The 21,439-nt window shown below is 66.5% G+C and carries 19 protein-coding genes and 1 pseudogene; 11 read left to right on the top strand and 9 right to left on the bottom strand.

Annotated elements, in window-relative coordinates; all coding sequences use genetic code 11:
* Positions 1-412, bottom strand: a 412-nt coding sequence (locus WMN78_RS12605) for a hotdog fold thioesterase (RefSeq protein ID WP_340534060.1), incomplete at its 3' end; no start/stop codon positions are given.
* Positions 413-592: 180 nt separating this feature from the next.
* On the opposite strand from WMN78_RS12605, the gene WMN78_RS12600 reads away from it, so the two are divergent.
* On the top strand, positions 593-1,147 hold the full coding sequence (locus WMN78_RS12600) for a flavodoxin domain-containing protein (protein ID WP_340534059.1): 555 nt from the start codon (positions 593-595) through the stop codon (positions 1,145-1,147).
* Positions 1,148-1,154: 7 nt separating this feature from the next.
* On the opposite strand, the gene WMN78_RS12595 is transcribed toward WMN78_RS12600, so the two are convergent.
* Positions 1,155-2,192, bottom strand: coding sequence for a LacI family DNA-binding transcriptional regulator (locus WMN78_RS12595; RefSeq protein WP_340534058.1), 1,038 nt, complete (start codon positions 2,190-2,192; stop codon positions 1,155-1,157).
* A gap of 176 nt (positions 2,193-2,368) precedes the next feature.
* On the opposite strand from WMN78_RS12595, the gene WMN78_RS12590 reads away from it, so the two are divergent.
* The 3 genes from WMN78_RS12590 to WMN78_RS12580 all read left to right on the top strand — a co-directional run bounded on the left by WMN78_RS12590 (position 2,369) and on the right by WMN78_RS12580 (position 5,567).
* Entirely contained in the window at positions 2,369-3,304 is a 936-nt protein-coding gene (locus WMN78_RS12590) for a dihydrodipicolinate synthase family protein (protein WP_340534057.1), read from the top strand.
* Positions 3,305-3,416: 112 nt separating this feature from the next.
* Entirely contained in the window at positions 3,417-4,718 is a 1,302-nt protein-coding gene (locus WMN78_RS12585; RefSeq protein WP_340534056.1) for an Nramp family divalent metal transporter, read from the top strand.
* A 195-nt stretch (positions 4,719-4,913) separates the two neighbouring features.
* Entirely contained in the window at positions 4,914-5,567 is a 654-nt protein-coding gene (locus WMN78_RS12580) for a PAS and ANTAR domain-containing protein (protein ID WP_340534055.1), read from the top strand.
* 20 nt (positions 5,568-5,587) lie between these two features.
* On the opposite strand, the gene WMN78_RS12575 is transcribed toward WMN78_RS12580, so the two are convergent.
* Positions 5,588-6,832, bottom strand: a complete 1,245-nt coding sequence (locus tag WMN78_RS12575) for a multidrug effflux MFS transporter (protein ID WP_340534054.1) — start codon at positions 6,830-6,832, stop codon at positions 5,588-5,590.
* A gap of 142 nt (positions 6,833-6,974) precedes the next feature.
* Between WMN78_RS12575 and WMN78_RS12570 the strand changes: the two genes are divergently transcribed.
* Positions 6,975-7,883 carry a helix-turn-helix transcriptional regulator gene (locus tag WMN78_RS12570; protein ID WP_340534053.1) on the top strand — a complete coding sequence of 303 codons (909 nt, stop codon included), beginning with the start codon at positions 6,975-6,977 and terminating at the stop codon, positions 7,881-7,883.
* Between the two features lie 48 nt (positions 7,884-7,931).
* Positions 7,932-10,043 carry a phosphate acetyltransferase gene (pta, locus tag WMN78_RS12565; RefSeq protein WP_340534052.1) on the top strand — a complete coding sequence of 704 codons (2,112 nt, stop codon included), beginning with the start codon at positions 7,932-7,934 and terminating at the stop codon, positions 10,041-10,043.
* A 33-nt stretch (positions 10,044-10,076) separates the two neighbouring features.
* Here pta and WMN78_RS12560 read toward each other — a convergent pair whose 3' ends face one another.
* A complete protein-coding gene (locus tag WMN78_RS12560) occupies positions 10,077-10,370 on the bottom strand; it encodes a hypothetical protein (protein WP_340534051.1) in 294 nt (97 codons plus the stop codon).
* A 123-nt stretch (positions 10,371-10,493) separates the two neighbouring features.
* Between WMN78_RS12560 and WMN78_RS12555 the strand changes: the two genes are divergently transcribed.
* Positions 10,494-11,654 (top strand): acetate kinase, encoded by a 1,161-nt coding sequence (locus WMN78_RS12555; RefSeq protein WP_340534050.1) that lies wholly within the window; start codon positions 10,494-10,496, stop codon positions 11,652-11,654.
* 84 nt (positions 11,655-11,738) lie between these two features.
* Here the strand turns inward: WMN78_RS12555 and WMN78_RS12550 are convergent.
* Together WMN78_RS12550 and WMN78_RS12545 are read right to left on the bottom strand one after the other, a co-directional pair.
* Positions 11,739-12,934: pseudogene (locus WMN78_RS12550) on the bottom strand (NAD(P)/FAD-dependent oxidoreductase).
* 3 nt (positions 12,935-12,937) lie between these two features.
* Entirely contained in the window at positions 12,938-13,144 is a 207-nt protein-coding gene (locus tag WMN78_RS12545; RefSeq protein WP_340534049.1) for a DUF2945 domain-containing protein, read from the bottom strand.
* A 290-nt stretch (positions 13,145-13,434) separates the two neighbouring features.
* Between WMN78_RS12545 and WMN78_RS12540 the strand changes: the two genes are divergently transcribed.
* The 3 genes from WMN78_RS12540 (at position 13,435) to WMN78_RS12530 (ending at position 16,153) form a co-directional block, all read left to right on the top strand.
* A complete protein-coding gene (locus WMN78_RS12540; RefSeq protein ID WP_340534048.1) occupies positions 13,435-14,169 on the top strand; it encodes a hypothetical protein in 735 nt (244 codons plus the stop codon).
* Positions 14,170-14,263: 94 nt separating this feature from the next.
* Positions 14,264-14,839: a GNAT family protein gene (locus WMN78_RS12535; RefSeq protein WP_340534047.1), complete on the top strand. Its 576-nt coding sequence runs from the start codon at positions 14,264-14,266 to the stop codon at positions 14,837-14,839.
* 129 nt (positions 14,840-14,968) lie between these two features.
* On the top strand, positions 14,969-16,153 hold the full coding sequence (locus tag WMN78_RS12530) for a metallophosphoesterase family protein (protein WP_340534046.1): 1,185 nt from the start codon (positions 14,969-14,971) through the stop codon (positions 16,151-16,153).
* Positions 16,154-16,292: 139 nt separating this feature from the next.
* Here WMN78_RS12530 and WMN78_RS12525 read toward each other — a convergent pair whose 3' ends face one another.
* Both WMN78_RS12525 and WMN78_RS12520 read right to left on the bottom strand, forming a co-directional pair.
* Entirely contained in the window at positions 16,293-18,512 is a 2,220-nt protein-coding gene (locus WMN78_RS12525; RefSeq protein ID WP_340534045.1) for a S9 family peptidase, read from the bottom strand.
* 339 nt (positions 18,513-18,851) lie between these two features.
* A complete protein-coding gene (locus WMN78_RS12520) occupies positions 18,852-19,934 on the bottom strand; it encodes an arsenic resistance protein (RefSeq protein WP_340534044.1) in 1,083 nt (360 codons plus the stop codon).
* A 163-nt stretch (positions 19,935-20,097) separates the two neighbouring features.
* Here WMN78_RS12520 and WMN78_RS12515 point away from each other — a divergent pair, with 163 nt between their 5' ends.
* Positions 20,098-20,463, top strand: coding sequence for a hypothetical protein (locus WMN78_RS12515; RefSeq protein ID WP_340534043.1), 366 nt, complete (start codon positions 20,098-20,100; stop codon positions 20,461-20,463).
* A gap of 166 nt (positions 20,464-20,629) precedes the next feature.
* Here WMN78_RS12515 and WMN78_RS12510 read toward each other — a convergent pair.
* The coding region (locus tag WMN78_RS12510) for an LCP family protein (protein WP_340534042.1) at positions 20,630-21,439 on the bottom strand (810 nt) is incomplete at its 5' end.

Below are 21,439 nucleotides of genomic sequence, written 5' to 3'. Positions count from 1 at the left end.
CAGCGGAGGTGCTTACGGCGGGATCGGCGGCAAAGATCTGGACGTCGAAGAGGCCGCTGCGGCCGGTCACGGCGCGGCGGTTGGCGACGGCGGTAAGAACCTGGCCGCGGAAGGCCGGCTTGAGGAAGTTGATATCGACGCCGGACGCCACGGTGATGTTGCCTGTGTCTATCCGGTCTTCGCCCGGCTTCGGGGTGGACTGGTTGCAGGCCAGCGCAAAGGCTGTGTCGCCGAAGGCGAAGATCATTCCGCCGTGCGCCATGCCGAATCCGTTGAGCATTTCCTGTCGGAGCGCCATGCGGATCGTGGCATGTCCGTCGTCCAGCGCAACAACCTCGATGCCCATCCATTCGGAGGCGTAGTCGTTTTCAAGGATGGGGTGGGTAGCCCCGGAGAGTGTTGCTTCAGCCATGCGTCATTGCCTCCAGCTTTATTTACCGAATGTTCATTAGGTAATCCCATTTTGGGGCATGCTGTCAAGAGGCGGTGCTGATTTCGGCGCCGATTCCAAGGTTCGGGCCGGTGGCCGGGCCGGAAGCCCCTACCTGCCGGCGGGCACCTCCCGCCATCATGAAACGACACCAGCTGCGGCATGAACACCAAGAGGGGAGCTCCGATGAAGGTGCTTGTTGCATATGCGAGCCGGCATGGCGCAACAGCCGGGATTGCCGAGCGGATTGCTGCGGACCTCGGGGCTGCCGGTCTGCCGGCCGAGGCCCGCTCGGTAAGCGAGTACTTCGACGCCGCCCCGTACGACGCCTTCGTGATCGGCGGGGCCACGTACATGGCTCACGTCATGAAGGATGTCACTGCCTTCGTCAAGACCCACCAGGCCCTCTTGTCCGAGCGGCCGGTCTGGCTGTTCAGCAGCGGACCGTTGGGCGCGGACCGCGTGGATGCCGAGGGCCACGATGTTCTTGAGTCCGCCAGGCCCAAGGAATTCGAGAAGTTGTCGGGCCTGGTGCACACCCGCGGGGAACAGGTGTTTTTTGGTGCCTGGGATCCGGAGGCGCCGCCCGTCGGGGTGGCCGAACGGCTGATGAAGCTCGTGCCGGCGGCGAAAGATGCTTTGCCGGCCGGCGATTTCCGCGACTGGGATGCGGTGGATGCCTGGGCGGCAGAAATCGCGGCGGCGCTCAAAGCCTGACGGCGGATCAGGAACGGGCGGCCGGGGAGTGCTGTGGCGGTCCGCTCGAGGCGCGGGGTATGAGGGCCGGCATGGATTTGCGTATGTGCGGTTCTTTGCCGGGATTCACGATGAGATCGATGGCAGTGCTGGCGATTTGATCCAAGGGCACGCGTACGGATGACAGCGGAGTGGGGAGCCTTGCGGAGAGCGGCGTGTCGTTGTAGCCCACGAGGGCAAGGTCTTCCCCCACGGTGACATGGGAACGGTGCGCTGCTGCCATGATCCCCATGGCGATGTTGTCGTTGGCGGCGAAGATGGCGGTCGGGCGTGTGCCGCCCTTTTCGCCCAGGAGGAATTCGCCTGCTGAGAACCCGTTTTCAATGCCGTAGCCCGCGGCAATCAGCCATTCCTCCGGCGCGTGGATGCCTGCCTCCTCCAGCGCCCTGCGGGCACCGATAAGGCGCGCGACCGCGCTGGAGGTGAAGGACGGGCCGGTGACGACGGCGATGTCCCGGTGGCCCAGGTCGATGAGGTGCCTGACGGCCAAATATCCGCCCACCTCATCGTCTCCGATCGCGGAAGGGCTCTCCCCGTCCGTGCGGAGGACCAGGGCGTGCGTTATGCCGCGTTGACGGAGCAGGCGCGGAAGTTCGTCGTCGAGCCGGGCCGTTGCGAGGATCAGCCCGTCCACGTTGCGGTCGAGGAGGGTTTCGGCGGCCCGGCGTTCGTCGTCGGGATCGTCGCCGCTGGTGGCCACCATGGCGAAGTAGCCGCGGGCAGCGGCCGCCCGTTCAAGTTCTTCGAACATCAGGGCCATCACGGTATCGCTGAGCCGCGGCACCAGCACGCCCAGGGTCCGTGTTTCGCCGCGGCGCAGGCTGGAGGCAAAGGAGTTCCTTCGGTATCCGAGCTCTTCAGCGATCTTTCTGACGTGCGCTGCCGCAGCTGATTTCGAGGCTGTTCCCCTGTCATCCAAGGCGCGGCTGGCTGTGGAGACGCTGACTCCGCTGGCCGCGGCAACGTCCCTCAGCGTGACGGTGGTCCCTGGGCTTGCCGGTTCCATGTGCGTTCTCCTGTTCAAGATGCTCTTAGATGACACTCTATTTCCTTCTCGTTCACATCGGACCCTTGACAGTGAGCTGGAACACACGTCAGAATGAAAACGTTCCCGCAAACGTTCTCACCCAAGTGGAACAGACACTAACGGAACAGACAAACGACAAGATAGAGGAAGCTCTCATGACCATCGATCTCCGCGGGCTGGTTCCCGCTCCCGTAACGCCTTTCAACCGGGACGGAAGCGTCGACGTCGACGCAATCCACCGCCTCGGTGGCTGGCTGGCCAGCGTCGAGGGCGTCAAAGGCCTGGTTGTCCTGGGCCACGCCGGTGAAGGCACGTTCCTGACCCAGGACGAGCAGGCTCTCGTGATCCGCGAATTCAAGAACGCGGTCAACGGCGAAATCCCGATCATCGCCGGCATCACCGGTGAGGGCAACATGGTTGCTGCCCTCGAGGCCAAGCGGGCGGTGGAGGCAGGCGCTTCTGCAGGCCTGGTTTACCCGTCACACGGCTGGCTGCGCTTCGGCTACCAGAAGGGTGCGCCGCAGACCCGCTACAAGGAAATCTACGAAACGTCCGGCCTGCCGCTGATTCTCTTCCAGTACCCGGATGCCACCAAGGCCACCTACGACCTGGAGACCCAGCTGGAGATCGCTGGCCAGGAAGGCGTGTTCGCCACCAAGAACGGCGTGCGGAACATGAAGCGCTGGGACACTGAAATCCCCGTCCTGCGGGCAACCTACCCGGACCTGCAGATCCTCACCTGCCACGACGAGTACCTGCTGCACACCATGTTCGACGTCGACGGCGCACTGGTGGGCTACGGCGGACTCGCCCCCGAGCCGCTCGTGGAGCTCATCGCCGCCGGCAAGGCCAAGGACTACGCCGCGGCCCGCGCGATCCACGACCGCCTCCTGCCCGTGACGAAGAACGTCTACCACCGCGGATCGCACATGGAAGGCACCGTGGCCCTTAAAGAAGGCCTCGTCGCCCGTGGCATCCTCGATCACGCGACTGTACGCCCGCCGCTGCTCCCGCTTGCCGAAGGCGCCGGCGAGGAAATCGCACTGGCGTTGAAGTCCGCCAACCTGGGCAGCGTCACCGTTCCCGCCTGATCTCCGGATCCATACAGGTGGCGGGCACAGCCCGCCGCCTGTATCCAATGCTTTATTCTCCAATTAGGTCAACGACGACCGCAGCAGTGCTGCTGTAGAAGGAGGACTCGCAATGAGCGAGCCGAACAACACCATCACCTCCCCGCACGCTCACCGAGGACACATGGCCACCACCCCCGACACCAACCCGGCGCCGGTAGCCCCGCCCAAACGGCGGACATTCCTTGGCTACCTCGCCCTCATGGGGCCCGCCTTCGTTGTCGGAGCCTGGCAGTTCGGGCCCGGGAACCTCACCACCGCCGTGCAGGCCGGCAGCCGGTTCGACTACACCCTTGTCTGGGTCATCGCCGTCTCCACTATCCTCATGATTTTCTTCACCGACATGAGCGTCCGGCTTGGCATCACCGCTCCGGGCTCGCTGATCACGGCCATCAAACAGCACCTCGGCAAGTGGGTCGGCGTCCTGGCCGGCTTCGGCGTCTTTGGCATCACGCTCATGTTCTCCGTCGGCAACGCCGTCGGCTCGGGGCTTGGCCTGTCGCTCGTATTCGGCGGTTCCCCCGTTCTTTGGACCGTCGTGTGCACGGCAGCGGTCGGCTTCGTGCTGGCTTTCCGCAACGTCTACGGAATCGTGGAAAAGGCACTACTGGTCATAGTCGTCCTCATGGGAATAGCGTTCGTCGCCAGCACCGTCGTCGCCCAGCCGGACTGGTACCGGTCGATGGAAGGCATGGTCCCGAGCCTTCCGGCCGGAAGCGAGATCCTCATCGTCGCCCTGGTGGGCACCAACTTCTCCATCAACGCCGCCTTCTACACCTCCTACGGCATCAAGGAAAACCGCCGGACACGAGCCGACTACCGTGACATCACCCTCGTCGACACCATTCCCGGCATCGTCGCACCCGGCATCATGACCGCACTGGTCATCATGGTGGCCGCCGCCGTGCTCGGCAAGACAGGGGCCGAAGCCGGCACCATCAACGCCCTTGCCTCCGTCTTCACACCCTTGGCAGGTCCCGTCGGGTCCATGCTCTTCGCCCTCGGCCTCTCCGGCGCGGCTTTCTCCTCGATGATTGCCAACGCCACCGCCGGCGGCACCATGATCTCCGATGGACTTGGCCGCGGCGCAGAAGCCGGATCACCCACGGCCCGCATATTCACCGGTGTCATTCTGGCCTTCGGCCTGGTCATCACCCTCTCGTTCCAGTCCTCACCTGTAGGACTCATCGTCATTGCGCAGTCCCTGACCGTCCTCATCGCACCCCTGCTCGGCGCACTCATCGTCATCATGGCCAACAAAACCGCCGTCATGGGCGACCTGCGCAACAAGTGGTGGCAAAACCTGTTCGGCGCCATCGGACTCATCGCCATCGTCGCCTCGTCAATCAGGCTCATCACCACCCTGCTCGGTTAGCCGACACCGTACCTATACTCCACAGGCCGAGGATCCCCAACCTGCAAAGGCTGGGGATCCTGCCGTGTGCGCCCGGTGCTTCTCCCGAAAGCACTCCCGAAAGCACTCCCGGCAGGCAGCCCTGGCGCGTGCCGAATCATCATCATCGGCGTACCATCAGAGTCGGGGGAAGCCGACCCGTGACAAAGGGGTCCGATGAGCGAAATTTTGGGGCAGGCGCGGACGTACTCGAGTGCTCTGGGTACGTCCACTTTGCTGGCCGGGACGTTTGTTTTTGATGGCAAGTCCAGGGTCATGCAATGGTCTGATGAGCTCTACACCATCCATGGCTACCGCCGCGGCGACGTCGTTCCGACGATGGAGCTGACGCTGGCGCATAAGCATCCTGACGACCTTCCGCGGGTTCAGGCAGTGAGCAGTGAGCTGTTCGCCCATGGCGGCCACGTTGCCATCTACCATCGGGTGATCGATGCCCGGAACAACCTGCACCGGGTGCTGACTGCGGGGGAGGCGGTGCTGGATGAGGCCGGAAACCTGTCGAGTATTTCAGGAGTCATGCTTGACCTGACGTCCACTGTTCAACGGGAAACTGAACTGGCCGCGCGCGAAGCAGTCCAGGGCGCGGTGGGAACGCGGAGCACTATCGCGAAAGCCGCAGGCATCCTGATGGGGCGGCTGGGCATCGGGTCGGACGAAGCCTTCAAGCTGTTGGCCACTTACAGCAACAACAGGAACACCAAACTCGCCGGCGTCGCGTGCACCCTCGTGGCTCTTGCCGATACTCCTGCGAACGGCAAGACGCTGGGAGCCTTCATTCACGAACTGGCCCAAGGCCGCCGACCCGCCTGACGAACACCCGCCGTCCACCACTACGCAACAGGCGTCCGACGCCGGCCGACCAGTCCGAGGCACAGCGCGGCTGCCGCTGCGGCAGCAGCTGCGACGATGCCGAAGGGCACCGGATCGGTGGCGCCGCCGATGCCCACCAGGGGCGCGGCCAGGCCGCCGAAGGCGAACCGGGCCAGGCCCAGGAGCGATGAGGCCGTCCCGGCGATGTCGGGATAGTCCTTGAGGGCGAGCGACGTGGCCGGCGGGCTGGTCACGGCCACGCCGCTGACCATGGTGAACAGGGACAGCACGATGGCAATCAGCGGCAGGTGCAGGAGTGCCGTGGCTAGCAGGCCCAGGGCGCCGGTGAGCGCCATGGCCAGGCCCGCGGCGAGGGTTCCGCGTTCGGACCAGTGCTCGGCCAGCCTGCCGGAGATGAACCCGAAGATCACAAAGCCCAGGGAGTTCAGGCCGAACGCCAGCGAGTACTCCTGCGGGGAGAGCCCGTACATGCCCTGGAGGATGTAGGTTGCGCCGCTCAGGTAGGCGAAGATCGCGGAGTAGGTGAAGCCGGTGATCAGGACGGCTCCGACGAACTTCCGGTTGGCCAGGAGCCGGCGGAAGTCGTTGAGGGTGTGGGAGAGCCCGCCGGTGATGCGGTGGTCTTTCGGCAGGGTCTCCCCGAACACCAGCAGCGACGCCACGAGGATGGCCACGCCCACCGCTGCGAGGAACAGGAAAACTCCGCGCCAGTCCGTGAATGTCGCAAGCTGGCCGCCGATCACCGGGCCAATGATGGCGGCCAGTCCGCCCAGCACGGTGAGGCGGCCGTAGTAGCGGATCAGCTTCCCGCCCGAGTAGACGTCCCGGCCCGCCGCCTGCGCAATCACGATGCCCACGGCTCCGGCGAGGCCCTGGACGAACCTGGCGAGGATGAGCGTTTCGACGGTGGGGCTGAGCGCGCACAGCACGGAGGTGACCGTGTAGGCGATCACTCCGATCAGCAGCGGGGTGCGGCGGCCGAAGCGGTCCGAGAGCGGCCCGGCAACCACTTGGCCGATGGCCAGGCCGAGCAGGCAGGCAGTGATGGTCAGCTGCGCCACGGACGTTGTGCTTTGAAGCTCTGCGGTGAGGGCCGGCAGCACGGGGAGGTAGAGGTCCATGGAGATCGGACCGAAGATTGTCAGCAGACCGAGGACAATAGCCAGCGGCCGGCCGACGGCCTGGCGTGGTGCGGGTTCAGCTGCGGGTGCGGGTGCATGCGAAGGGGCGCCGGTGGCGGTCATGCTGGCTCCGTTCCATTGATTCCAGTGATGCGGGGTGTTGGATTCCAGTCAACCGGACCGGGCCCTTGCTAGCGACGGCTCTCCTTATCCGGGTTCTGCCAGTACCTCCCTCCGCCGGGCCCCTCCGGTGTAGCGTGAACGGGTGGATAACAGGATGGCCGTGCGGGAGTTCCTCGCCTCAAGACGCGCCAAGATCACCCCGGAAATGGCCGGGCTGAAGCTTTACGGCGGACGACGCCGGGTCCCCGGCTTGCGCCGCGAAGAGGTCGCCATGCTCGCGGGCGTCAGCGTGGACTATTACACGAAACTTGAGCGCGGGAACCTCGCCGGCACGTCCGAAAGTGTGCTCGACGCCATTGCCGGCGCCCTGAAACTGGACGAGGCCGAACGGGACCACCTCTACAACCTGGCGCGTGCGGCCAGCCCTTCCGGCCGGACCAGGCAACGTCCGCTCCAGAGCGGGACCGTCCGCCCGGCCCTGCAGTTCATGCTGGACGCCATCACGGCGGCGCCGGCCTTCATCGGCAACCAGCACATGGACATCGTGGCGGCCAACGAGCTGGGGTACGCGTTGTACTCGGAGATGTACCGCGGGCCCGCCCGGCCGGCCAACCACTCCCGGTTCATCTTCCTCGACCCCAAGGCCCGGGAGTTCTACCCCGACTGGGAACTGGCGGCCAGCACCAACGTGGCCCTCCTGCGCACCTACAGCGGCCAGAACCCGTTCGACAAACGCCTGGTGGACCTCGTCGGGGAACTGTCCATGCGCAGCGAGGAGTTCCGCACCCGCTGGGCGGCCCACAACGTCCGCCGCCACTACGCCGGAACCAAGCTGTTCCGCCACCCGGCGGTGGGGGAGCTCGAGCTGAGCTACGAAGCCATGGACCTCGCCGAGGATCCGGGATTCCGGCTCACTATCTTCCCGGCCGTGCCCGGGTCGCCGTCGGATGAACGGCTCCGCCTCCTGGCCAGCTGGGCCGCCACCGAACGAATCCGGGAGCTTGCCGTCGCGGAACCGCAAGCCTCGTGGAGAAAGCCCGCCAACAAGTGAAAGTATGGTGGGACGGAGCACCACCACGTCACAACCTAAGGGCGGATCATGGCCAAGGGGATTTACGTCAGCGCGACCACACCGGGATCCGGTAAGTCGCTCATAGCACTGGGGCTGGCGGACACGCTGCACCGGCATGCGGACCGCATCGGCTTCTTCAAGCCCGTGGTCCACGGCCCCGACCCCGCGGCGGACCCCATGGTGGCCCTGATGAAGTCCCGGTTCGATCTCGACGACGACCGCTGCCGCGGCGGCCTGACGTTTGCCGAGGTCCGCGGCCTCCTGGCCGAGGGCAACCGTGCGGAGATTGACGCCCGCTGCGTGGAGATCTTCGCCGAGATGTCGCGCCACTGCGACGTGGTGATCGTGGAGGGCACCGACCTCACCGGCCAGGATGCCGCCGTCGAATTCGACCTCAACGCACGCCTCGCGAACAACCTGGCCGCGTCCATCGTTGCCGTGGTGGGCGCGAAGGGGCGCACCGTAGAGGAGGCGGCTGACGCCGTCGAGGTTGCCCGCAAGGAACTGGCGGCGGAACGCTGCAGCCTGCTGGCCATCATGGTGAACCGTGCGGACCCGGAGGACGTGGACGGGATCGTGGCCGCCGTGAAGCCGGGCGCGTCCGGGCGGCCCGTGTATGTGTTCCCGGAGCTGGAGGACATCGCCCGGCCCACCACCGGCGAGGTTGCCACCGCGCTGGGGATCCGCCAGGTGGCCGGGCGGCAGGACATGGAACGCGACGTCCGGTCCATCAAGGTGGCGGCCATGAGTGTGGCAAACTTCCTGCACGTGCTCGACGACGGCGCCCTGGTGATCGTTCCGGGTGACCGGGCGGACGTGATGGTCGCGTGCCTGGCGTCGTCGTTCTCGGCGGAGTTCCCGGTGCCGTCGGCGATCATCCTCACCGGCGGCCTGGCCCCGGACCCCAACATCTATTCGCTGCTGGCGCAGGCGCCGTTCCCCGTGTTCGCCAGCCCGGACGATACCTACACCACCGCGAAGCGGGTGTCCGAGGTCCGCAGCGAAATCTGGTCCGGGCACCGCCGCAAGGTGGCCTCGGCCGTGGGGCTGTGGGCCAGGCGCGTGGACGAGGCCGAGCTGGTGGAGCGCCTGCACCTGCCGCGGTTGGAGCGGATGACGCCGCTGCGGTTCCTGCACGACCTCATTGAGCGTGCCCGGCTCCAGCGCCGGCACATCGTGCTGCCCGAGGGGAACGACGTGCGGATCCTCCGCGCCGCGGAAATCCTGCACCGCCGGGACGTCTGCGACCTCACCATCCTGGGCAACGAATCAGAGGTCCGGGAGCTGGCGTCCACCCAGGGCATCGACCTCTCCGGCATGACCATCGTGGACCCCGCCACGTCCGAGCTGCGCCAGGGGTTCGCCGAGAAGTACGCGGAGCTGCGGGCGCACAAGGGCGTGGACCTGGCCAAGGCACTGGAGGTCATGCTGGACGGCAGCTACTTCGGCACCATGATGGTGCAGCTGGGCGTTGTGGACGGCATGGTCTCCGGCGCCGCGCACACCACCGCCCACACCATCCGCCCCGCGCTGGAGTTCGTGAAGACCCGCGACGGCGTGAAGATCGTCTCCTCCGTGTTCCTGATGCTGATGCCGGACCGGGTGCTGGTCTACGGCGACTGCGCGGTCAACCCGGACCCGAACGCGGAGCAGTTGGCGGACATCGCGCTGGCCTCGGCCGAGACCGCCACACAGTTCGGAGTGGAGCCGCGCGTGGCCATGCTGTCCTACTCCACCGGCGGATCCGGAACGGGCGAGGCGGTGGACAAAGTGCGGCAGGCCACCGAAGTGGTGAAGGAGCGCCGCCCGGACCTCGCCGTCGAAGGCCCCATCCAGTACGACGCCGCCGTGGACGCCGCGATCGCGCAGTCCAAGATGCCCGGCTCGTCCGTGGCCGGGCAGGCCACCGTGTTCATCTTCCCGGACCTCAACACTGGCAACAACACCTACAAGGCGGTGCAGCAGTCCTCGGGGGCGGTCGCCGTCGGGCCCGTCCTGCAGGGGCTCCGCAAGCCGGTGAACGACCTCTCCCGCGGCTGCACGGTGGAGGACATCGTGAACACGGTGGCCATCACCGCCGTTCAGGCGCAGTCGGTGGAGCCGGCCACCGAGCCGGCAGCCGCCGCTGCGCACGCATAGTCAGGCGGACCGGCGGCTAGCTGTTTTCCGGCTCTAGCTGTTCTCCGGCTCTGCCGGGCTGGCCGCGTCTTCCTGCTTGGCCGGCGCGTCCGCCAAGCCCTCCGGCGTGAGGTCCAGGTCCTCCACGTTCTCGGGCGGCTCGGGGGACTCGCCCACCTCGGCGGCCTTGACGTTCCCCGTGTCGTCCAGGGCCGGGTTCGCGCCCTCGACGCCGGTGGGGTCCTTCGCCTTGGACCCGGTCTCAGGTGCGGTGCCCGCAGGTCCGGCGCTCTCCGGTGCAGTAGAGTCCGGCTCCCCGCCGGTCGGCTGCGTGGTGCTGTCAGTCATGGAAAAGCCCTCCGTACGTAGTCCAATCGGTCCGCCGACTCTAAACGCCCTCCGCGCCTGATGCAATGACGCTACGATCGAACTTCCACCGACCACCGCAGCAGCCAAGGCTTAGGAGGCCCCGTGCTCGTCCTCGTCATCAACTCCGGTTCGTCCTCGCTCAAGTTCCAGGTGCGGGACGTGGCGTCCCACAGCGTCCTGACGGAGGGGCTGATCGAAAAGATCGGCATGGGCAACGGCGGTGGAGGCGACGGCGAGATCGAGGGCCCGCGGGACCACGCGGAGGCACTGGAGCAGGTGGACGCCGCCATCCATGAAGTGCTGGGGGACCGGACGCTGGACGCCGTGGGCCACCGCGTGGTGCACGGCGGCGAGCGCTTCGGCGAGCCGGTGCTGATCGACAACGAGATCACCCGCGCCATCGAGCGGCTCAACCCGCTGGCCCCGCTGCACAACCCCGCCAACGTGCTGGGCATCCGCGCCATCGCGAAAAAGTGGCCGGACATGCCGCAGGTTGCCGTGTTCGACACCGCCTTCCACCGCACCCTGCCCGAACACGCCTGGCGCTACGCGGTGCCGGACTCGCTGTACACCAACCACGGAATCCGCCGCTACGGCTTCCACGGCACCTCGCACGAGTACGTCGCGCACCAGGCGGCGGGGCTCCTGGACCTTCCCGTGGAAGAGTTCGACGGCGTGATCGCCCACCTGGGGAACGGCGCCTCCGTCACGGCCATCCGTGGCGGAAAATCCGTGGACACCTCCATGGGCTTCACCCCGCTGGAGGGCCTGGTCATGGGCACGCGGTCCGGCGACCTGGACCCGTCCATCCTGGTGTTCCTAGGCCGGGCGGGCTGGTCCACGGAGGACATCGACTCCCTGCTCAACCGCGAATCCGGGCTCAAGGGGCTCGCGGGCAACAACGACATGCGCTCCGTGGTGGAGGCCTCCGAAGCCGGCGACGCCCGCGCAACCACGGCGCTCGCCGTCGCGTCCTACCGGCTGGCCAAGTACATCGGCGGGTACCACGTGGCCGTCGGCGGGGCCAAGGCGCTGGTGTTCACGGCCGGCATTGGCGAGAACTCCCACCAGTTCCGCACGCTGGTGGCGGACAAGCTGGGGGCGCTGGGCATAGAGCTCGACGCCGGGCTGAACAGCCAGCGGTCCAAGGAACCGCGCGTGATTTCCACCGGCGCGTCGATGATCCCCGTGCTGGTGGTTCCCACCGACGAGGAGCGGGCCATCGCGGAGGCGACCGCCGCCGTCGTACATTCCGCTTCCTAACCGGGACGCTCTCTCACTTTTCGTCGCGTTTCCTGGGACGCTCTCTCACTCTTCGTCGCAATTTCCGAGACGCTCTCTCACTAGTCAGGCGCGGCCCTTCAGGATGAGGTTCCAGTACACCTGCGGGAAAATGTCGCGGTCCACCACCCAGGACGCCCGGCTCTCTTTCCACGTGGGGACCTTCGGGATGGTGGGCATCGGGCGGTACTGGTCGTCGAACTCGGCGAAGATCACGGTGGAGCGGGAGGCAGTGAACGGGCACACCGCGTAGCCGTTGTACTTTTCCTTTAGCGGGTGCCCCTTGCGGGCCGCCACGAGGTTCTTGGCCAGCACCTTGGTCTGCTTGCGAAGTGCGCCGCCGCACTTGGAGTTGGTGGTGCCGGCGGCATCGCCCAGGGACCAGACGTTCGGGTAGCGGACGTGCCGGAGGGTCTCCGGGTCCACCTCCACGAAGCCGCCGGCATCCCCGGGCGCCGGCAGGTCGGTGTGCTTGAGCCAGTCCGGTGCCGACTGCGGCGGGACCGCATTCAGGACGTCGTAGCTGAGTACCTCGGTGGTGCCGTTGTTGCTGATGCTCGCCGTCCGGGCAGCCGCATCGACGGCGACCAGTTCGCTGTTGAGCCGCAGCTCGATGCCGTATTCGGCCACCTTCCGGTCCAGCTCCTCATCCACGCCCGGGACGCCGAAGACGGTGGGGTACGGCTGCACCATCACCACGCGGATGTCATCGAGGACACCCTGCTCCCGCCAGTAGTCGCAGGCCAGGTACATGGGCTTTTGGGCGGCGCCTCCGCATTTGATGGGACCGGCCGGCATGGTGAACACCGCCGTGCCGGACGTGAGGGTGCTGAGCAGGGTCCAGGCCTTCGGGCCAGCTCGAACTCGTAGTGGGACGCACCGTGCGGAGAGTGGACGGCGTCGGCCAGGCCGGGCACCTTGTCCCAGTCCAGTTGCAGGCCCGGGCACACCACCAGCTGCCCGTAGGTCACGGTGTCACCGGAGGCGAGCGTCACGGTGTTGGCGGCGGCGTCGATGCCGGTGGCGCCGTCGTGGATCCATTTCACTCCGCGAGGCGTGACGGCGGCCTGCGGCCGGATCGCCTCGGAGGCGGTGGCCCGGCCGCCGGCGATGTGCGAAAACAGGGGCTGGTAGAGGTGGTGGTCCTTCGGCTCCACCACGGCTAAGTCCGTCACGCCGTAGCGGTGCAGGCGTGCCGCCAGGGAGATGCCGGCGTTTCCGCCGCCAATGACCAGGACGTCGTGGTGCTCTTGGCCCGGCATGGCCTAGCCCTTCTCAGTCAGGGCGGACGCTTTGTGGGCGGCGCGGGCACCGGTCTTGGCGGACTCCACCACGTACTGGGGTTCCTCCTCGCTGGCCCGGTGCTTGTTGCCGTCCAGCTCGAAATCGGCGGTCTTCTTCTCCACGATCTTGCCGTGGGTGGGTCCCTGCGGCGTGTTCCATTCCACGGACGTTCCCTTGCGTAGCGACATGTCTGCTCCTTCAGTTGAACCTGGCTGGAAACGGGCTGCACACAATAGTAAGCATGATTAGTTTCCCGGGTCACGCGTCCTTGGGGCAACCGGGGAGCACCGGGGCCGCTGCCCTGAGGCACCTGAAGAAACATGGGTATACCTTCCACCGCGAAGCTCTTAATCTGTTGCTATGGGCGGGGCTTTCCCGCCCACTCCAGCCATATTTGAAGCGATGGAAAGCCTGGCGATGCGCCCCGCAGGGATCACGGGCACCGGTGGGACGCTGCCGGCTTGGGGAGGAGAATGCGATGGAAACTCGTGAGGAACCAAGTGCACTCTGGGGAAGGATCGGTGCGGTTGCGATTCCCCTCGGCGTGATTTTGCTGGTGGCTGCCACGGCGGTGCACCCGTCCAGGGAAGACGTCATGAACCATACGGCGGTCTTCAGGGAGTATGCCCAGAGCGACGGCTGGATTGCCATCCACTTCACGCAGTGGGTCGCGGCCCTGGTGTTCTTCGGCGGGATTGTTGCCCTGTACTTAGCCATCACGGCCAAGCGGGAGGGACCCAGTGTGCTGGCGCGTTTCGGGCTGGCCGCAGTGGTGCTGACGGCGGCGGCCATCACCATGCTGCAGGCGGTGGACGGCGTGGCGCTCAAGTGGGCGGTGGATGCCTGGGCGGATGCCCCCGCCGATCAGGAGCCTGCGGCTCTTTCGGCTGCCATGGGGCTGAGATGGTCTGAGTACGCTCTGCAGAGCTATTCCAACATCCTGCTCGGGCTCACGCTGATTTTCTTTGGCTTGGCTATCGCCTACGGCTACGCCTACGCCCGTTGGCCCGGATGGCTGGCTGCGGCCTCGGGGGTCGCCTGGATCGTCCACGGCCTGATGGTGTCCTACGTGGGACTGTTCGACTCGGCACCCCGGCTGGTTGCACTGGTGCTCATGGCGGCCTGGGCGTTCGTCATGGCCGTTCAAATGTGGCCCAGGGGCCGCGGACACGCCGCCCGCGCCGCTGCACCGACGGGTCCTGCCACCGCGTAGTCCGGGCTGCGGGGTTCGGTGGTTGGGCCTGCCGGTGGTTGGGCCTGCCGGGATCCGGCGGGCTCAACCTCCGGGTCACGGGTACGCTCAAACCATGCCGGACATCCGACTGCCCATCCGCACAGGCCGCCTGGTCCTGCGCCGCTTCGAAGCCGGCGACCTCGACGCCTTCCACGCCTACCACTCGCTGCCCGCGACAGCGCGGTTCCTGCCGGGTCCGGCCAAGAGCTACACGCAGTGCATGGAACGGGTGGGCAACTACGCGAACTTCGTTTTCGACAAAGAGGGCGACTGGGTTGCCCTGGCCATTGAGGCCGCGGACTCGCCCGGCCTGATCGGCGAAGTGGTGCTCAAGTGGCTGCCGGGCTTTGGCCAGGCCGAGGTGGGCTGGAGCCTGGCTCCCGGTGCGCGGGGGCACGGCTACGCCACCGAGGCTGCGGAGGCGATGCTCAAGCTCGGGTTCGAGGGCCTGGGCTTCCACCGGATCGACGCCAAGCTGGATGATCTGAACACGGCGTCGGCGGCCATCTGCGAGCGGCTGGGCATGCGCCTTGAGGGCAAACACGTGGACAAGTGGCGGTACAAGGGCGAATGGGCCACGGAAGTTGTCTATGCCATCCTCCGCGATGAGTGGACGGCGCGGCGCCGGGACGGTCCGCACGCCTCCTGACCTCCACCGGCGGCACTGTGCGTTCACCGCCCGTTTCAGGACGGGACGCTTCCCTCTCCTACTGTCTGGGCATAACGGCGGCCCGGAACTGCGGCCGCATCTGTGCAGTATCAGCAAGGAGAGGTCTCGATGAACACCACTATCCACCAGCCCACACTCAGCAGGCGGGCGGCATTGGCGGCCGCCGGAACACTGGGGGCGCTCGGTATCACCGTGGCCGCTGCCACAGGGGGCCAGGCAGCTCCGGGCGCGAAGGCCCCGAAGCCGACCCTCATCTTCCGCCCTGACGGCAAATTCAAGATTGTCCAGTTCAACGACACCCAGGACGACGAGCAGACGGACCGCCGCACCATCGAACTCATGGACCGCACGCTTGATGCGGAAAAGCCGGACTTCGTGGTGATCAACGGCGATGTGGTGAACGGCGGCATGGACAACGAACTGGAGGTCAAGCAGGCGCTCAACCACGTCGTCCAGCCGATGGAAAGCCGGCAGATCCCGTGGGCCGTGACCTTCGGCAACCACGATGAAGATTCCGTGCAGAAAACAGGCATGACCGAAGCCAAGATGCTTCAGTTCCTCCAGAGCTATGAGTTCAACGTGAACGCGGACTCCACACCAGGCCTCACCGGTACGTCCAACTCGCAGTTGCTGGTGCAGTCCTCCCGCTCAAAGGCTCCGGCCTTCGGGCTGTGGCTCATCGACACCGGCCGGTACGCCCCGGACACCATCAACGGCCAGGACTTTGAAGGCTACCCGGACTGGGACTGGGTACGCATGGACCAGGTGACCTGGTACCGGAACCAGTCCATCGCCACTGAGCAGAAGTACGGCAAGAAGGTCCCGTCGCTGATGTGGGGCCACATCGCGCTCCATGAGCACCGCAACATGTGGTTCGCCAGCCTTGATTCGCGGACGGAGGCAGACCACGCGCGGGCGCTTACGAAGCACAACATTGTCGGAGAGCGGAACGAGGACGAGTGCCCCGGACCCATCAACTCCGGCCTGTTCAACGCTTTCCTGGAACGCGGCGATGTGCTCGGATACTTCGTGGGGCACGACCACGTCAACACCTATGTAGGCAACTACTACGGTGTCCAGCTCGGCTATGCACCCGGAACAGGATTCGGAGCCTACGGACTGCCCGGCGCCGACCGGAACCGCCTGCGCGGTGCACGCGTCTTTGAGCTGGACGAGAACCACGCCGGGATCTACAAGGACACGCGGCTCGTGTTCGCCAAGGATCTGGGCATCGACCTGACGGCCAACGACCAGCCCATCGTGCCCAAGCCGCTGGATCCCGCGCAGGGCTAAGCCACCCGCGCTCCTGCGCTCGCTGAAGCCACCCGTTTGCCACTTTTGGCCGCTATGCACCCCTGCGTAGCGGCCAAAATGGGCAAATCGTGCGTGCGCCACCCCGGAAAACCGCCCCGGAAATCGCCCCGGAAGACCCCTACTTCAGCCCGGCACCCGGCAGCAGCTCCACCGCGCCCACCGAGTCGGCCACGAAGGCGTAGTCCCAGGCCCGTTCGCGCCACTGGACGTACCTGCCCGATGCTCCGCCGTGGCCGCCGTCCATCTCAATCTTCATCACGATCGGCTCGGATCCGGTGGAAGCAGAGCGCAGGGCCTGCACCCACTTGGCTGGCTCCACGTAGAGCACGCGCGTGTCGTTGAACGAGGTCACGGCGGCGATTTTCGGGTACGCGGCCGAGTGCACGTTCTCGTAAGGCGTGTAGGACTTCATGTAGGCGTACACCTCGGGGTCCGTGATCGGGTTGCCCCATTCCTCCCATTCCAGGGCGGACAGCGGCAGCTCCGGGTCCAGGATGGTGGTGAGCGCGTCCACGAACGGCACGGCGGCCACAATGGCGGCGTACTTCTCCGGGGCAAGGTTGGCCACGGCGCCCATCAGCAGCCCGCCCGCGGAGCCGCCCATCGCCGCAATCCGCGACGGCGAGACCCACCCGGAAGAAGCCAGCCAGTCGGTGGCGGCGATGAAGTCAGTGAACGTGTTCTTCTTGGCGAGCTTCTTGCCGTCCTCGTACCAGTGCCGGCCCAGCTCGCCGCCGCCGCGGATGTGCGCGATCACGAACACGATCCCGCGGTCCAGCAGTGACAGCCGCGGGATGCCGAAGCCCGGGTCCATGCTCAGCTCGTAGGAGCCGTACCCGTACACCAGGCCGGCCGCGGAGGAATCGCGCGCTACCGAGGCGTGCCGCAGCACCGAAAGGGGAATGCGGGTGCCGTCGGCCGCCGTCGCCCATTCACGGGTGGCCACATAGTCGGACGGGGAGTAGCCGCCCAGCACGGGGCTCTCCTTCCGGAGCAGCAGCTCGCCCGCCGGCACAGCGGGAGTGGGCAGCACAAAGTCGTACACGCGCGACGGCGTGAAGTAGGACGTGTAGCCCATCCGGATCACCGGGGCTTCATAGTCGGAGCCGGCCACCCCGGCGGTGTACAGCTCCTCGTCGAACGCCGGCTCCACCGGTTCGCCCTGCGCGGGCGTGCCCAGGCCGGCCAGCGCCAGCACCTGGACGCGTTCGATGGTGTCCTTGCGGACGGACACGATGACGTGCGTGGAGGTGACGCCCGCGCCGTTGACGCGCACCTGGTCGGAATGCTCGACGACGGTGGTCCACTCCTGCTCGGCCAGCGGCTTGGCGAGCTCGGCCGGGTCCACCAGCGACACCATGGAGTTGATGGCGTTCCGGTTGTGCGTCACCAGGACCCGCTCGGCACCATCGAGCAGGAACGGCTCGGCCTCATAGAGGACCCGCTCGTCGCGGGAAATCACGGTGCGGAGTCCGGCGTCGTAATCGTCAAAGCGGAGCAGCCGCGTCTCGCTGTACTCCGAGCAGCCGATGCTCAGCACGAGGTGACGACGGTCGGAGGAGAGGTCGAAGCCCAGCCACATGGCGACGTCGTCCTCCTGGTAAACCACCTCATCGTCGGTGACCGGCGTGCCCAGCACGTGGGCCTTCACCTGGTAGGGGCGCCAGGCGTCGTCCACCACGGTGTAGAACAGGCGCGTGCCGTCGGGGGAGAAGGAGACGCCGTAGAAGATGTTCTCGATGACGTCCGGCAGCATCTCGCCGGTGCGCAGGTCCTTGAAGCGCAGCGTGAAGCGTTCGTCGCCGGCGTTGTCCACGGCGTAGGCGTAGAGGTTGCCGTCCACGGTCACGGCTGTGCCGCCCACGGCGAAGAACGGCTTGCCTTCGGCTTCCACGTTGCAGTCCAGCAGGACCTCTTCCCCGGGAAGCTCGACGCCGGCCTCCACCGCCGGGGGAGTCCAGTCGGCCACCGGGTCCCCGGTGTCCTGGGCCTTGACGCGGCACTGGATGCCGTATTCCTTGCCCTCCACCGAGCGGGTGTAGTACCACCAGCCGTCCTTGCGGTTGGGGACGGACAGGTCCGTCTCCTGCGTGCGCGCCTTGATTTCCTGGAAGATGGCCTCGCGGAGCGGTTCCTGGTGGGCGGTGACCGCTTCCTGGTAGGCGTTCTCGGCCTTGAGGTGCTCCACCACGTCCGTAGAATCCTTGGCCCGCAGCCATTCGTAGTTGTCCACGAAGGTGTCGCCGTGGTGGGTCCGTTCGGTGGGGACCTTCCGGGCTACGGGGGCGGTGGCCGCAGGGGTGTGGTCGGCAGGGTGCTGCACTGGAGTCTGGGTCATTGACTCAATATATAAAGCTATTCCGCCCGCAGGCACCCGCGTTCGCTACCGGGGGATAGAGTGGTCCCCTTTGTCCGTGCGTAGCGCCGTGCACACTGCGTCACTTCTGCAACTTAAAGACAAGTAGCCGCCACTCACGCACACCATGGCGGCGCTCCATAATCTTGAGGAAGTCGGTCGGCGGAGCACCCGGTCCCCCTGGGAGAATCCGCCAGACCGATCACTTGGCCCGGACATCGTTCCGGATCACGTTGAGCTGGGCCGGCGGTGACAAGCCTTCTGAGACCGAGGCTTCCCCAGGCGCCGCCGGCCCTTAGCTCAACGTGAATCAGCCCCGTCTTAGTGCCGGAGCCGCGAATCGGCTGGCACCAGCCGGGGCAGGAATCGAACGTAGGCCACCATTCCGACGAGCTCCACCAGGGTCTGGGTGACCACCACCAGCGCTGCGAGGGCCAGCGGTTCCGGCAGCGCCAGGGCCAGCGGAAGCACCACCAGGGAATTGCGGGTCGCTCCGCTGAACACCACGGCCAGGGTCGCGGGGGCATCCAGGCGGGCCAACCGGGCTGCGAGCAGGCCCACCGGCATCATCACCAGCAGGAACGCGGCGTACAGCGGCACCACCGCCAGGAGCGACCCCAGCTCCGTGCGCACGCCCACGATCTGCGAGCCCACCACCACGGCCAGCGTCGCCATCATCAGCGGGATCATGAGGGCCTGCATCGCCGCCATGACTTTTTGCCCGACGGCGGATCCCCCGACGGCGGAACGCCCGACGACGGCGGATCGCCCGACAGTGGGACCCCCGACAGCGGAACGCCCGACGGCGGGAGGGGCACCTTCCCGCCCGGCCCGCCACTGCGTCAGCGCGGCAAGGGCCAGCGGGACAATGATGAGCCATACGAGTGCCTGGACGAAGGGTGCCGGGTCGATCACGGACACCAGGCCCTGGCCCGCGAACACCATCAGATACACCGGCAGCAGGAGCATCTGGGCGAGCATCAGCACCGGTGCCGCGGCGAGCAGCCGGTCGCTGGCCCCGCCCGCCAGCCCGGTGAACACGATCACGTAGTCGATGCAGGGCGTCAGCAGCACCAGCAGCACCCCCACCAGCAGCGCCTGGTCCCCGGCGACGAACCGGCTCAGCCCGAACACCACCAGCGGCACCACGGCGAAGTTGAGCACCAGCAGCGTGGCCATGAACCGGACGTCACGCGCGGCCCGCCCCAGCGACGCGAAAGGGATCCCCAGGAACGTGGCGTAGAGCAGCAGTCCCAGCACGGGATTGATGGCCAACTCCAGGGCGCCGGCCGAGCCGGGTGCAAGGAAGCCCAAGGCGCCGCCGGCAATAATCGCGGCGAGATACAGGCCGATCTGGCGGCGTTCCATCCACGCCACAAACGTCCTGGTCTTCACCGGCTCCATCGTAGGCGAACCCTTACCTCACGCCGCAGCCGGGTTCAACGGTCCGCGCCGTTCATAACGCCACTCGTGCCGCATGTGACGCTCAGTGTTGCGTGCGTCACATTTGCTCCCTAGTCTGATGGAGGTCGCAGCGTCGCGGCCATGCAGTGAATAGGGGAAACACTTGAACGACAAACTCAAGGTTTTAGTACGGCTCGACCTCGATTGCGGAGAGGCAGAAGTAGCAGCGCAGGGACATGTGACGGCAAAAAGCCTCCAGGCCCTGTATGTGGTTGTAAAGAGGGCAAATCATTTGAGGGAAGGACTCCACCTGGTGGTGGATGTGAGCCACGCACGTGTTGAGCCGGCTGCAATGGAGCAGCTGCAGGCATGTTCGGAATCCCACCACCTCCCGGCGTCCATCGACCCGCTCCAGTCGGAATGCAACATCAGCATCCTGGCTCCGGCAGGCCGCGCTCCGGCAGGCCAGCGAACGGATACGACGGCGGGAACCCGCCTGCGGAACCGCGCCCTGAGCCTCGCCGCCTAACGGCAGGGCTTACGACGGCGGCCGCCGCTTTTAGCGGGCCCCAAACCGAACCCAGTCACCAGTTTCAAGCACCAGCTGTGTAGGCCCGAATCGCCTGCAGATGGTACTTGAACGTGATCCGGCCCGGTGCCTAGACCCAGACCCGGACCGGGACGCCCAGCCACCCTCAGTTCCCGCCTTGCAAGCCGTTGGCCGCCACATAGTCGGCCAGGGTGCCGTTGGCGAGTGCTGCGGAGATGGCGCCCACCGCCCCGGGATTCTGGTAGACGATGGACTGGCCGTCGGTGCTGAACCCGAAGCCGCCGTCGGGCAGCCGGAACATGACGGCGTTCTCTGCCCCCACCCCGCGAAGGCTATAGCCGAGCCGCACCAGCGTCTCCGGGGTGAGGCCCGGGTCCACCAGCACGTAGGGCCGGAGGGTGTTCACCAGCAGCATCACCGTGGCAGGGTTGCTGAGCGTGCCTTCGCTCATGAACTTGCCGATGAACGCTTTGAGGAACGTCTGCTGGTTGCGGATCCGCTGGAAGTCGCCGTCGGCAAACGCGTAGCGCTCGCGGACGAACTCCAGGGCCGCTCCGCCGTCGAGGCGGTTGATGCCGGCGGGGAAGTAATGGCGGGTGTCGTGCGTGGAGGTGAACGGCACAGTGACGTTCACGTCCACGCCCCCCAAGGCGTTGGTGGCGTCCCAGAACCCTTTGAAGTCCACCATCACGGCGTGGTCGATGTGGGTGTTGAACAGCGTCTCCACGGTTTTGACCATTAGCGGGGTGCCGCCGAACTGCAGCCCGGCGTTGATCTTCGCCTGGCCGTAGCCGGGGATGGTGACCCATGTGTCGCGCATGATGGAGATGCCGTAGACCTTCTGCCTGTCCGCGGGGATGTGGATCAGCATCAGCACATCTCCGCGCTGGTCGGCCGGCGTTCCGGCGGCTGCCTGGGCTTCTTCGGCCCGGAAGTCCCCGCGGCTGTCGCTGCC

The sequence above is a fragment of the Arthrobacter oryzae genome (assembly GCF_037911235.1).
In the GTDB taxonomy this organism is placed as follows: domain Bacteria; phylum Actinomycetota; class Actinomycetes; order Actinomycetales; family Micrococcaceae; genus Arthrobacter; species Arthrobacter oryzae_E.
This window is presented reverse-complemented; position numbering and strand designations above follow the sequence as displayed.

What these genes read in the sequence shown, in the direction of transcription:
- WMN78_RS12545 (WP_340534049.1), bottom strand. Translation starts at nt 13,144, where the DNA reads ATGTCGCTACGCAAGGGAACGTCCGTGGAATGGAACACGCCGCAGGGA.
- WMN78_RS12590 (WP_340534057.1), top strand. Translation starts at nt 2,369, where the DNA reads ATGACCATCGATCTCCGCGGGCTGGTTCCCGCTCCCGTAACGCCTTTC.
- WMN78_RS12580 (WP_340534055.1), top strand. Translation starts at nt 4,914, where the DNA reads ATGAGCGAAATTTTGGGGCAGGCGCGGACGTACTCGAGTGCTCTGGGT.
- WMN78_RS12575 (WP_340534054.1), bottom strand. Translation starts at nt 6,832, where the DNA reads ATGACCGCCACCGGCGCCCCTTCGCATGCACCCGCACCCGCAGCTGAA.
- WMN78_RS12525 (WP_340534045.1), bottom strand. Translation starts at nt 18,512, where the DNA reads ATGACCCAGACTCCAGTGCAGCACCCTGCCGACCACACCCCTGCGGCC.
- WMN78_RS12560 (WP_340534051.1), bottom strand. Translation starts at nt 10,370, where the DNA reads ATGACTGACAGCACCACGCAGCCGACCGGCGGGGAGCCGGACTCTACT.
- WMN78_RS12585 (WP_340534056.1), top strand. Translation starts at nt 3,417, where the DNA reads ATGAGCGAGCCGAACAACACCATCACCTCCCCGCACGCTCACCGAGGA.
- WMN78_RS12540 (WP_340534048.1), top strand. Translation starts at nt 13,435, where the DNA reads ATGGAAACTCGTGAGGAACCAAGTGCACTCTGGGGAAGGATCGGTGCG.
- WMN78_RS12530 (WP_340534046.1), top strand. Translation starts at nt 14,969, where the DNA reads ATGAACACCACTATCCACCAGCCCACACTCAGCAGGCGGGCGGCATTG.
- WMN78_RS12535 (WP_340534047.1), top strand. Translation starts at nt 14,264, where the DNA reads ATGCCGGACATCCGACTGCCCATCCGCACAGGCCGCCTGGTCCTGCGC.
- WMN78_RS12595 (WP_340534058.1), bottom strand. Translation starts at nt 2,192, where the DNA reads ATGGAACCGGCAAGCCCAGGGACCACCGTCACGCTGAGGGACGTTGCC.
- pta (WP_340534052.1), top strand. Translation starts at nt 7,932, where the DNA reads ATGGCCAAGGGGATTTACGTCAGCGCGACCACACCGGGATCCGGTAAG.
- WMN78_RS12520 (WP_340534044.1), bottom strand. Translation starts at nt 19,934, where the DNA reads ATGGAGCCGGTGAAGACCAGGACGTTTGTGGCGTGGATGGAACGCCGC.
- WMN78_RS12600 (WP_340534059.1), top strand. Translation starts at nt 593, where the DNA reads ATGAACACCAAGAGGGGAGCTCCGATGAAGGTGCTTGTTGCATATGCG.